Origin of the sequence: Methylobacterium tarhaniae (assembly GCF_001043955.1) — a bacterium.
In the GTDB taxonomy this organism is placed as follows: Bacteria; Pseudomonadota; Alphaproteobacteria; order Rhizobiales; family Beijerinckiaceae; genus Methylobacterium; species Methylobacterium tarhaniae.
In genome coordinates, this window is sequence record NZ_LABZ01000155.1 from 1 (window position 1) to 11,845 (window position 11,845).

An 11,845-nucleotide genomic window follows, 5' to 3' on the forward strand; every position below is an offset into this window, starting at 1 on the left:
CCGCTCGACTTGCATGTGTTAAGCCTGCCGCCAGCGTTCGCTCTGAGCCAGGATCAAACTCTCAAGTTGAAGAGCTGATCATAGCTGATCACAACATAAACGGAAGCACACAACCGATCGGCGTTTCCGCCAATCGTGTGAGCACCGAAACGTCGGACCAGCATCATCCTACTCACGATCCAGGCCGAAACCCGGATCCGCAGGGACGACGCCGTCCACGCTTCTCTTTCTCAGATGAACTTGTCAAAGAGCCGATCGGGCTGGAGCCAGATCTCGTACCCCGGAGAACAGAAAGCCGAACCAGGTCGCCCTGGCCCTTGCTTGCCCGTCTCTGAGGAAGTCCGGTGGGGCAGGCCGTTTGCTCGGCGCCCCGTCGGTGAGCGGCTGTCTAAGGGTAGCCGGCTCGCCTGTCAACTCGGCCGGAGCCCGAAGGATCGCGGGCGGGGCGACGGGGCAGGTGGCTGCCCCAGCCTCCGCCGCCAGCGTGAATATGAGATAGGCCTCCACGCACCGCGTTCAAGCCACGCATCTCGACACTGGCAGTGTCTACGACAATGGCCGCGGTTCCGGGTGTTACTGCCTCTATCGCACGGTCGAGGTGTTCAAACGCATCACCGGATCCATTGAGCCGCGGCCGGTGCGCCGGCGCGGACGCGGCCTCAGCTGCGCTGAGGAGGCCTGCCGGATGCTCCCCCTCCTCTCGCCGCTTCATCTCGCCCTCGCCGGGGGATAGAAAATCGCTACGCCATGCAACAGCCGGCTTTGGTGTCCACGGTCCGGCCGCTCGGTGCTGGATCGCCGGCCATCAGGGGAAACGACGACCGGGAGATCACCTCCCGCTGCGGGGAAGGAGAACGCGCATGACGGCGAAGGCCACGGCGCCGCTGGGGCGCGCCGCCCGCTTCGGGCTCGCCATCCTGGTGCAGGCCGCTGCTTGCCTCGGTCCAGGTGCGGCCTGGGCCGCACCCGAGATGCTGCCCTTCTCCGAGAACGGCGCCTCGATCGCGGTCGTGACCGGCAAGAGCCGCTACAAGCAGACGGTGCCGGTCGATGACGCGAACAACGACGCCGAGGCGATGCGATCCTACCTCGTGCAGCGTCTCGGCTACGGTAACGCCAGCGTCTTCGTCCTGAAGGACGCGACCCTCGACGGGTTCGACCGGGCCTTCGGCACCGGGCGGAACCCGCAATCCGGCCGCCTGTGGCGCGTCATCAGCCGCGTCGCGACGCGCTGACCTCTCGGAGATCCCCGATGACATTCTCGCTCCGCCGCGCCCTCGGCCGTATCCTGGCCGTCCTCGGCCTCGTCTCCTCGGCCTTCCCCGCCCTCGCCGCCGACGCGGTCTTTCCGACCGCCGGCTCGATCGGCCTCGTGCCGCCGCCCGGAATGATCCCGGCGAAGGGCTTTTCCGGGTTCGAGCACCGCTCCGGCGCCTCGATCCTCATCACCGAGATGCCGGCCGAGGCCTATGGCCAGCTCGTCGCAAAATTCACCCCCGAGACCCTGCGGGCGACGGGCTTTTCCGTCCGGGGGGCCGGCGAGACGCTGGCAATCGCCGGGGGCGAGGGCCGGGTGCTGCGCGGCAGCCAGGCCGCCAACGGCCTGACCTACGCCAAGTGGGTGGCCGTGGTGCGGGGCGGGGCCGGCACCGGCCTCGTCACCGTGCAGGTGCCCGAGACCGCGCGCGGGCAGGTGCCGGACGCTGCCGTGGAGGCGGCGCTCGCCACGATCGCCTTCCGGGCCCCGGGCAGCCTCGCCGACCAGATCGCCGCCCTGCCCTACACGGTCGGCGACCTCGCGGGTTTCCGCCCGGTCCGCACGCTGATGGGCAACGCCCTGATGCTCACCGACGGCCCGCTTGACGTCGATCCGGAAGGCGCGCAGCCGCTGGTCGTCGTCGCGCCCTCGATGGGGCGGGCCCTCGTCCCCGAGGGTCAGGAGGGTGCCTTCGCGCGCAAGGCGCTGGCCACCTTCCGGGAGATCAAGGACGTCACGGTCACCGGGGAGGAGCGCACGACCCGCGACGGTGCGGTGACCTTTCGCCTGCGCGCCGCCGGTGCCGACGTGAAGAGCGGCCGCCCGGTCGCGGTGACGCAGGTGATCCGGTTCGACGGGCCGAATTACCTGCGGGTCCTCGGCCTGGCGCCGGCCGACCGGGCCGAGGCGCTGGACCGCGCCGAGCGCGTGGCCGCCTCGGTGGCGATGCGCTGACGGAACGCCTCGGCTCATGGCCCGCCCCACGATCCTGGTCGCCGCCGCGCTCCCCGCGTCGGGCTGGTGCTGCGCCGGAACCGGCCGATGAGCCCCGGGCGCGGAGGCAGCCGGCTCATGCTCCTCCTCGGTGCGCTGATCGTCTGGACGCCGTTCCTGCTCCTCGTCCTCTCCCTGGTCGTCGCCCGCCTGACCGGTTGCGAGGTCAACGAGGCGCGGGCGAATCCCTGCCCGATTGCCGGCATCGACATCGGCCCCCTGCTCTACCGGATGATGGTGATGGGCTGGTTCGTCCTGCCGCTCCTGCCCTTCATGGCCCTCACCCTGATCGGCGGGGCCGTCGCCGGATTGGTGGCCCTGGTCAGGATATGGCGGCCGTGAGGCCGTCCCGCCGCTTCCCTGCATCCTTCGAGCGCGGAGTGCGCCATGATCCAGACGATCCGCCTCGTCGGCCTCCTCGTCCCCCTGCTGCCGGGCGCCCTGGCGGCGCGGGACCCCGCCCCCTTTCCGGATCTCCGGACGCCGCCGGCCCAGGCCCGCGACGGCCGATCGGAGGGCCCCGCCCTCCCCTTCTCCACCTCGGCGGAGCTGCGCGCCGCCACGGTCGCCCGGCACGTCCGCGAGCTGCGGGCCACGAACCCGGTCGCGGCGGCCGAGGCCGCCCGGGAACTGGAGCGGCACGATTACGACGCGATCTTCCGCGGCATCCTGGCCGATACCGGCTTGCGGGCGGACGATGCCGGGGATGTGCTCACCGCCTTCATCGTCCTGCAATGGATGGTCGCCAACGACACCTCCGTCGAGCCGAGCCCCGCCGCACTCCGGGCGGTGCGGCGGCGGATGGCGGCGCCGCTCGCCGGGAAGCCACCCCTGTCGCAGCCGGCCGCGCGCGCCGCCTTCGCCGAGCAGGTGAAGCTCCGCACGGTCCTGCACCAGGCCGGCTGGCAGGCGGCCAGGCGCCTCGGCACGCTGCCCACCTTCCTCGCTGGCCTGCCGAAGGACTTCATCCCGCCGGCCAAGCTCCGGGCCGTCGCCCTCACCGATGACGGGCTGGTCGCCAAGGGACAGGCCGGAGGGCCGGCCGGCGGGGATCGCGGTACCCCGACGCCCGGGGAGGCGCCGTCCGCCGCTTCCATCCCGGCTCCCGGCGCGGCTCCACCCGTCGCGGTGGAGCCGCTGGCGGAACCGCGCCATGCCGCGAACTGGGACGGGGTCGAGGGCGTGTATTTCCGATCCGCGACGGGGGTCGGGGTCGGCGGCATGGTGGTGATCGAGTACGAGCCGCTGATCCTGTTTCGCGACGGGACCAGCTACGAGACCGGCGATGCCGCGCTCGAGGATGTCGACCTCGCGGTGGAGCGGACCGCGAGGCCGCGCCGCTTCGGCCGCTGGACCCGCACCGGGGACGCCTTCGTGCTGACCGGCCAGGGCGGGAAGCCGCAGGAGCACAGGCTCCAGGACGGCTCGTTCTTCCGCGCCTTCCCGGCGGAGCCCGGCGAGCGGACGATCGCGCGCTCCTACCGGCGCCTGTCGGGCGGCGGCACCAGCGCGATGGGCGGCGACGTGACGGTGGCCGTGTCGAACCGCTACGATTTCCGCCCCGACGGCGCTTACGGCCGCGGCGGCTCGGTCGGCGCGACGAATTCGGGCGCGAGCACCGGGGTGGGGTCCGCGCTGAGCCGGCAGCGTGCGCCGGAGGGCGGGCGCTACGCACTCGACCGCCACACCCTGACCCTCACCGGCCCCGACGGGCGCAGCCGGCGGCTGTTCTTCGCCTTCGGTTCGCAGAAGGATCCGCCGCAACCGGACCGCGAGATGGCCTTCATCGGCGCCAGCGTGTTCTCGAACCCGGATTGAGGGCGCCCCGGGGGGCCGCGCGCGACCGTCCGGCGAACCCGGTCGTCGTCATCGCCCGGGCCCGGGCTCGATCGCGTGTCCTCCCGGACCTCACCGGGGGGCGCCGGGCATGTCGGCCTCGGACAGGGCGGGCGCCGGGGCGTGCCGGCGCCCCCGGATCGCCGAGGCGATCAGCACGTAGAAGAGCGGGGTGACGAACACCGCCAGCACCGTCGCGGTGACCATGCCGCCGAGCACGCCGGTGCCGATGGCCCGCTGGCTGTTCATGCTGGCCCCCGTCGCCACCGCGAGCGGCACCACGCCGAGGATGAAGGCGAACGAGGTCATCACGATCGGCCGGAAGCGCAGGACGCAGGCCTCCAGGGCCGCCTCGCGCAGCGGCCGGCCCTGTGCCGCGAGGTCCTTCGCCACCTCGATGATCAGGATCGCGTTCTTCGCCGTCAGGCCGATCACGGTGATGAGCCCGACCTTGAAGTAGACGTCGTTCGGCATGTCCCGCGCCAGCATGGCGAAGACCGCGCCGACCACGCCGGTCGGCACCACCAGCAGCACCGCGAGCGGGATCGACCAGCTCTCGTAGAGCGCGGCCAGGCACAGGAAGACGCAGAACAGGGCGAGCGCCAGCAGGTACAGGGCCTGGCTTCCCGACAGCTTCTCCTGCAGCGACTGCCCGGTCCAGGCGTAGTCGAAGCCCGCGGGCAGCTGGGCGGCCAGCCGCTCCATCTCCGCCATGGCGTCGCCGCTGGCATAGCCCGGCGCGGCGCTGCCGGAGATCTTGATGCTCGGATAGCCGTTGAAGCCGACGACCTGGGACGGGCCCATCGTCCACTGCACCCGGGCGAAGGATTGCAGCGGCACCATCTGCCCTTGCGCGTTGCGCACGAAGAGGTCGAGCAGGTCCTCCGCCTTCATCCGGCTGCCGGCCTGCGCCTGCACGATCACCCGCTGCATCCGGGCCTGATTGGGGAAGTCGTTGACGTAGGCCGAGCCGAGGCTGGTCGAGAGCGCCTCGTTGACGTCCGCGAAGGTGACGCCCAGGGCGTTCGCCTTCTGCCGGTCGAGGACGAGCTCGATCTGCGGGGCGGTCGGCAGGCCCTCGACGTAGACGCCCTGGAGGATCGGGCTGCGGCTCGCGGCCGTCAGCAGCTGGTCGCGGGCAGCCGCCAGCGCCGCGTAGCCCTGCTGCGCCTTGTCCTGCAGACGGAAGGCGAAGCCGCTCGAATTGCCCAAGGCCTCGATCGCCGGCGGCGACAGCGCCATGGCGATGGCGTCGGGCAGCCCGCCGAGCGCCGCGTTGGCCCGCGCGCTGATCGCCTCGGCGCCGTCGCGCATGCCCCGCTCCGCCCAGTCCTTCAGGGTGACGAAGGCGATGGCCGCGTTCTGCCCCTGGCCCGAGAAGCCGAAGCCGAGGAGCGTGGTGCGGGCCGCCACCGCCGACTCGGTGCCGAAATGCGCCTCGATCCGCTCGACCACGTCGCGGGTGCGCTCGGTCGCGGATTCCGGCGGCGTCTGCGCATCGACGATGACGTAGCCCTGGTCCTCGATCGGCAGGAAGCTCGACGGCATGCGCAGGTATCCCCAGCCGAGCGCCGCGACGAGCATCGCGTAGACGAGGAGCGCCCGGACCGGCCGGCGCAGCATCCCGGCCACCCCGACCCGGTAGGCGAGCGTGCCGGCCTGGAACCGCCGGTTGAACCAGCCGAAGAATCCGCCGACGAGCCCGCCCTTGGCGTGGCCGTGCCCGGCGGCCACGGGCTCGAGCAGGGTGGCGCAGAGCGCCGGTGTGAGCGAGAGCGCCAGGAAGGCCGAGAACGCGATCGAGGTCGCCATGCTGACGGCGAATTGCCGGTAGATCACCCCGACCGAGCCGGGGAAGAACGCGAGCGGCACGAATACCGCGACGAGCACCGAGGTGATGCCGACGATCGCGCCGGTGATCTGGCCCATCGCCTTGGCGGTCGCCTCCTTGGGGGGAAGCCCCTCCTCGGCCATGATCCGCTCGACGTTCTCGACCACCACGATCGCGTCGTCGACCAGGATGCCGATCGCCAGCACCATGCCGAACATCGTCAGCACGTTGATCGAGAAGCCGGCGACCAGGAGCGCCCCGCAGGTGCCGAGCAGGGCCACCGGCACCACGATCGTCGGGATCAGGGTGTAGCGGATGTTCTGCAGGAACAGGAACATCACCGCGAAGACGAGCGCCATCGCCTCGGCCAGCGTCATCAGCACCTTCTTGATCGACACCTCGACGAAGGGGGTCGTGTCGTAGGGCACCGTGACGCTGACGTTCGACGGCAGGGTGCGCTGGAGCTGGGCGATCTTCGCCTTCACGCCGGTGGCGGCGGCGAGCGCATTGCCGCCCGGGGCGAGCTGGATGCCGATGCCCGCGGCCGGGCGGCCGTCCTGGCGGGTCTGCATCGCGTAGGACTGGCCTCCGAGCTCCACCTCCGCCACGTCGCGCAGGCGGACCAGGGAGCCGTCCGGGTTCGCTCGCAGCACGATCTCCTCGAACTCGGCGATGCTGGTCAGCTGGCCCTTCACCAGCACGCTCGCGGCGATGCGCTGCCCCTCGCGGGCCGGCTGGGCGCCGACGAGGCCGGAGGCCACCTGGGCGTTCTGCGCCCCCACCGCCGCCGTGACGTCGCCGGGCGTCAGGTTGAGGCCGACGAGCTTCATCGGATCGATCCAGATGCGCAGCGCCTTCTCGGACGCGAACAGGGTGGCGCGCCCGACCCCCGGCACGCGCCGCAACTCGCCGAGGAGCCGCCGCGCCGCGAGGTCGCCGAGATCGCTCTCGCTCAAGGAGCCGTCGCGGGAGCTGACTACGACGAACTGCAGGAAGCTGGTGCTCGCCTCCTCGACGATCACGCCCTGCTGGGTCACCGCGCGGGGCAGGCGCGCCTCGACGCGCTTGATCCGGTTCTGCACCGCCACGGTCGCCTTCGAGGGGTCCGAACCCGGCGCGAAGGAGGCCATGATCTGCGCCTGGCCCGAGGTGTCGCTGGTCGATTCGAAGTACATCAGCCCGGGGATGCCGTTCAGCTCCTCCTCGATGATGCGGGTGACGCCGTCGTAGAGCCGCTCGGGCGGGGCGCCCGGATAGGTCGCCGTCACCTGGATCGTGACCGGCGCCACGTCCGGATATTGCGAGACCGGCAGCAACGCGATCGAGATCGCGCCCACCAGCATGACGAAGATGGAGATCGCCCAGGCGAAGATCGGGCGCGTGATGAAGAAGCGGGTCATGGCCGGCCGGTCCTCGTGCGGGGTCAGGGCTTCGCGGCCGCGGTCGTGCGGGCGCCCGGCCAGGGCGCCGGGTTCACGGTCATGCCGGGCTGGATCCGCTGGAAGCCCTCGGCCACGACGGTCTCGCCCCGCGTCAGGCCCTCCTCGACGATCCAGCCGGCCTGCGTCAGTGCCCCGGTGCGTACGGGACGCAGCGCCAGCGTCCGGTCCGCGCCGACGACGAAGACCTGGGGCACGCCGGCGCTCGAGCGCTGGATGGCCTGGGCCGGCACCACCACGGCGCCGGGCAGCAAGCCGAGCGCCAGGCGCACCCGGACGTAGGTGCCCGGCAGGAGCGCCACGGCCGGGTTGGGGAAGGTGGCGCGCAGGCCCACCTGTCCGGTCCCGGGATCGACGCTCACATCGGTGAACAGCAGCCGCCCGGCATCCGCGTGCAGCGCGCCGTCGGGCAGGACCAGCCGCACCTCCGTGCTCTCGCGGCCGGCCGCACGGTCGGCGAGGAGGCCGGGATCCGAGGCGGAGGCGCTGAAATCGGCGTAGATCGGGTCGACCTGCTGGATCAGCGCCAGCTTCGTCGCCTCGCCCTGGCCGACGAGCGCCCCCTCGGTGACGAGGGCCCGGCCGATCCGGCCGGCGATGGGCGCGCGCACGGTGGCGTAGTCGAGGTCGATCCGGGCCCGGGCGAGCTGGGCCTTCGCGCTCGCGACGTCGGCCTCGGCCTGGCGCAGGGTGGCGATGGCGATGTCGTGCTGGGCGGTGCTGGCGGCCTGCTTCTCCAGCAGGGTCTCCGTGCGCTCCGATTGACGCAGGGCCTGCACCCGCGTCGCCTCGGCCCGGGCGAGCGCCGCGCTCCTGGTCTCGACCTCGGCCCGGTAGACCGCCGGATCGATGCGGAACAGCACGTCGCCCTGCTTCACCAGGCTGCCTTCGGTGAAGGCGCGCTCCTGGACGATGCCCGCGACCTGGGCGCGGACCTCTGCCACCCGCGTCGGGACGAGGCGGCCCGGCAAGTCGAGCAGGCGCGGCACGGTGGCCGGCTCGGCGGTGGCGACCGACACGTCGGGCGGCGCGCCTGCATCGGCGGAGGAAGGCTCCCGGGAGGCGGGCTGGCAGGCTGCGAGCAGCAGGCAGAGGAGCGGCGCGACGAGCGGCAGGTGCCGGCGGGTGTGGCGCTGGGACGGCATCGGACATCCAGGCTTGGGACGCTTCACGCGACGGGAAGCGGTTGCACGCGTTCGAACGCGTGTTTAAATCCAGATGTATGGATTGAAAAGAGGGTCGCGCATCCCGTTCCCGACCGGACGCGGCGGCGTCGTGCGGGCCCGCGAGGCGCCCGATGCAGGTCACGCTCACCCTCGCGCATCGGGACGACCTGCCGGCCGTCCGGCCTGTACGAACCCCGGTTCCTGCGAGCGACGGGCCGGTTGGAGAAAGGACGGGGGCAGGACCTCTCGCTTCCCGGCTTCTCCTTTCTCCCGACGAGCGGGCATTCACCCAAGATCGTAGCGGTACGCCACCCTATTGTGGCGGTAGGCGGCCGTGCTGCGGCGCGGCACGATGCATGGCGGAGCGTGCTGCGCGGAGGCGGAGCGCCCGGATCCGAGGGAGAGAGCGATGAGGGCGGTGATCGCGGCGGCCCTGCTCGGCACCGCCTGTGCGGGCACCGGCACCGGCGCGCTGGCCCAAGGGCTGGGCGAGGTGCCGGTCCAGCGTGATCTCAGGCGCGAGCGGCGCCTCGAGCGGCGGCTCCAGCAGGACCGGCCGCCGGCGGTGGATCCGAATGTCAGCCCGGACAACCCCGACGGGGTGGTGGGATTCGACGGACCGCCGGGCCTCTTCGACGACAACGACGTCGAGGACAGCGGCCCGATGGCCCCGGGCTCGCCGGCCGATATCGACGATGACTGAGCCTTCCGCCCCCAGGCCTCACACGCGCGGCCCCCGGACCGGCGGGCGGGCGAGACCCGCCCGGATGACGCTCCTCCTTCGCGCCATCGCAGACGGGGTGCCCCGTTCCATGCCCGCCCCTCTCCGGCCCGCGATCCGCGGCGCCTGGCTCCTGCCGGTACTCCTGCCGACCCTCTGGCCGCCGCCGGCGCAGGCGCAATGGGCGAACTGCCCGCCGGGCACCAAGGAGGCGGCCGGCGCGTGCGTGCGCACGTGCCCCGGAGGCTACGAGGACCGGGGCACGGTCTGCGTCTACCGCAGCGAGTCGCATTGAGGCGCCGCTAGCCCCCGTGACTTGACCGCGTGACCCTGAGACAAGGGGAGACAAGCAACCAAGACACGCGGGAGAAACGACCATGGACCACGACGGCACGCTCGCCGGACCCGAGGCCGCGCGCGCCCGGCGCGACACGATCTCCGACGCCCTGCGCCGCACGGCACGCCGCTACCGCGACCGCACCGCCCTCTCCTTCGGCGACCGGCGCTGGAGCTTCGCCGCCCTCGACCGTGCCGTCGACCGGGTCGCCCGGGGCCTCATGGAGACCGGGCTGACCCGCGGCGACCGGCTCGGTGCGCTCGGGCGCAACTCGGACGCCTACCTGATCCTGTGGCTCGCCTGCGCCCGCGCCGGGATCATCCACGTCCCGGTCAATTACGCGCTGACCGGGCGGGAGCTGCGCTACATCGTCGAGCAGTCGGGCGCGCAGGCGCTGATCGTCGATCCCGCCCTGGCGGGCAATGCCCGGGAGGCCCTGGGCGAGGGGGCGTCGCCGTGGTTCGGCACCCTGTTCGGCGGCACCGGCCTCGACGTGCTGCGTCTCGCCGAGGCGGAGGGCGACCCGGATCCGGTCGACGTGCCGGTCGCCGAGGAGGACGTGGTCCAGCTGCTCTACACCTCCGGCACCACGGCGGCGCCGAAGGGCGCCATGATGACGAGCCGCGGGCTCCTCGCCGAGTATCTCAGCTGCGTCGTCGCCCTCGATTTCGGCCCCGGCGACCGGGCGCTCGCCGCCCTGCCGCTCTACCACACGGCGCAGATGCACGCCTTCACGATGCCCCAGCTGCTTGCCGGGGCCGAGACGGTGCTGATCGAGGCGCCCGTGCCGGAGACCTGCCTGCGCCTGATCGAGGAGCACCGCCTCACCTCGTTCTTCGCACCCCCGACGGTGTGGATCAGCCTGCTGCGCTCGCCCGACTTCGCGCGGCGCGACCTGACCTCCCTGCGCCACGTCTATTACGGCGCCTCGATCATGCCGGTGCCGGTGCTGGAGGAGCTGCGCGCGCGCCTGCCCGGCGCGGGTGCCTACAATTGCTACGGCCAGAGCGAGATCGCGCCGCTCGCCACCGTGCTGCGCCCGGAGGAGCACGATGCCCGCCCGGCCTCCTGCGGCCGCCCGGTCTTCAACGTCGAGACCCGGGTCGTCGACGACGCGATGCGCGACGTCGCCCCGGGCGAGCGGGGCGAGATCGTCCACCGGTCGCCGCAGCTGATGGCCGGGTACTGGGACAAGCCGGAGGAGACCCGGGAGGCCTTCCGCGGCGGCTGGTTCCATTCGGGCGATGTCGGGATCATGGACGAGGCCGGCTACATCACGGTGGTCGACCGGGTGAAGGACGTGATCAAGACCGGCGGCACCATCGTGGCGAGCCGCGAGGTCGAGGAGGTGCTGTTCACCCATCCGGGCGTCTCGGAGGTGGCGGTGATCGCCCTGCCGCACCCGAAATGGATCGAGGCCGTGACCGCGGTCGTGGTGCTGCGCCCGGGGGCGAGCGCCGGGGCCGAGGAGCTGATCGCCCATTGCCGCACCGGGCTCGCGCCGTTCAAGGTGCCCAAGCGCATCCTGTTCCAGGACGATCTGCCCCGCAACACCGCCGGCAAGCTCCTCAAGCGCGAGCTGCGCACACACTATGCCGACCTCGCCTGGCCGGGCGAGGAGGCCGAGCGGGACGGCGCCCGGGGCGGGTGAACGGCGCCGGCGCCGCGCGGTGCCCCGGCGGCCGCCGTGCGGCATCCGTGGGCCGCATGGCGAGCGAGGGCGTCGCGGGTGGGGGATCACGTCCGAGACGTCCCCTTTCATCCACGGCAGGGACGAAACGACGCGCGTTGCCGTCCCGTTCTCGTGCGTTGACGGGAGCGGCCAAGGTCATGCGTCGGTCGCGCTCGCTCAGGTGGTGGAATGCCCGATACCCCAACCCTCGGCCCTCAGGACCGTGCGGCCGTCCTGGACCATCAGCGCATCCTGAAGATGGCGCGGTCGGCTCACGCCTTCGTCCGCGGCAACACCCTGAAATTCTACGAGTGGCTGGACGGGCTGCCCCGGGGCACCCTGCCCGAGGGGCCTCCGGTCTGGATTTGCGGCGACTGCCACCTCGGCAATCTCGGGCCGCTGGCCGACGCCGAGGGCCGCGTCGACATCCAGATCCGCGACCTCGACCAGACGGTGATCGGCAACCCGACCCACGACCTCGTCCGCCTCGGCCTGTCCCTGGCGAGCGCGGCGCGCGGCTCGGACCTGCCCGGCGTGGTCACGGCCCGGATGCTGGAGGAGATGGTCCGCGGCTACGCGCAAGGGCTGGGCG

The 11,845-nt window shown here is 72.3% G+C and carries 10 protein-coding genes and 1 rRNA gene; 8 read left to right on the forward strand and 3 right to left on the reverse strand.

Translation table 11 applies throughout. The annotated features are described in order from the left end of the window. Positions 1-69: ribosomal RNA gene (locus VQ03_RS34335) — 16S ribosomal RNA — on the reverse strand; the annotation flags it as partial. 791 nt (positions 70-860) lie between these two features. On the opposite strand from VQ03_RS34335, the gene VQ03_RS21165 reads away from it, so the two are divergent. The 4 genes from VQ03_RS21165 to VQ03_RS21180 all read left to right on the forward strand — a co-directional run bounded on the left by VQ03_RS21165 (position 861) and on the right by VQ03_RS21180 (position 4,069). Then, positions 861-1,235: a caspase family protein gene (locus VQ03_RS21165; protein WP_048452887.1), complete on the forward strand. Its 375-nt coding sequence runs from the start codon at positions 861-863 to the stop codon at positions 1,233-1,235. 17 nt (positions 1,236-1,252) lie between these two features. Further along, on the forward strand, positions 1,253-2,212 hold the full coding sequence (locus VQ03_RS21170; protein WP_048452888.1) for a hypothetical protein: 960 nt from the start codon (positions 1,253-1,255) through the stop codon (positions 2,210-2,212). Between the two features lie 117 nt (positions 2,213-2,329). Continuing rightward, entirely contained in the window at positions 2,330-2,593 is a 264-nt protein-coding gene (locus VQ03_RS21175) for a hypothetical protein (RefSeq protein WP_048452889.1), read from the forward strand. A 45-nt stretch (positions 2,594-2,638) separates the two neighbouring features. Then, complete coding sequence (locus VQ03_RS21180) at positions 2,639-4,069, forward strand: hypothetical protein (RefSeq protein WP_245292155.1); 1,431 nt, start codon at positions 2,639-2,641, stop codon at positions 4,067-4,069. A 90-nt stretch (positions 4,070-4,159) separates the two neighbouring features. Here VQ03_RS21180 and VQ03_RS21185 read toward each other — a convergent pair whose 3' ends face one another. After that, on the reverse strand, positions 4,160-7,318 hold the full coding sequence (locus VQ03_RS21185) for a multidrug efflux RND transporter permease subunit (protein WP_048452890.1): 3,159 nt from the start codon (positions 7,316-7,318) through the stop codon (positions 4,160-4,162). A 23-nt stretch (positions 7,319-7,341) separates the two neighbouring features. Further along, the gene (locus VQ03_RS21190; RefSeq protein WP_048452891.1) at positions 7,342-8,502 is read right to left on the reverse strand and encodes an efflux RND transporter periplasmic adaptor subunit; all 1,161 of its coding nucleotides are present in this window, start codon (positions 8,500-8,502) and stop codon (positions 7,342-7,344) included. 430 nt (positions 8,503-8,932) lie between these two features. Between VQ03_RS21190 and VQ03_RS21195 the strand changes: the two genes are divergently transcribed. The 4 genes from VQ03_RS21195 to VQ03_RS21210 all read left to right on the forward strand — a co-directional run. Beyond that, positions 8,933-9,226, forward strand: coding sequence for a hypothetical protein (locus VQ03_RS21195; RefSeq protein WP_048452892.1), 294 nt, complete (start codon positions 8,933-8,935; stop codon positions 9,224-9,226). Between the two features lie 109 nt (positions 9,227-9,335). Then, positions 9,336-9,539 carry a hypothetical protein gene (locus tag VQ03_RS21200; protein ID WP_245292156.1) on the forward strand — a complete coding sequence of 68 codons (204 nt, stop codon included), beginning with the start codon at positions 9,336-9,338 and terminating at the stop codon, positions 9,537-9,539. A gap of 82 nt (positions 9,540-9,621) precedes the next feature. Next, a complete protein-coding gene (locus tag VQ03_RS21205; RefSeq protein WP_048452893.1) occupies positions 9,622-11,232 on the forward strand; it encodes an acyl-CoA synthetase in 1,611 nt (536 codons plus the stop codon). Positions 11,233-11,511: 279 nt separating this feature from the next. Next, positions 11,512-11,845: DUF2252 family protein (locus VQ03_RS21210; RefSeq protein WP_342586473.1), on the forward strand; the 334-nt coding region annotated here is incomplete at its 3' end.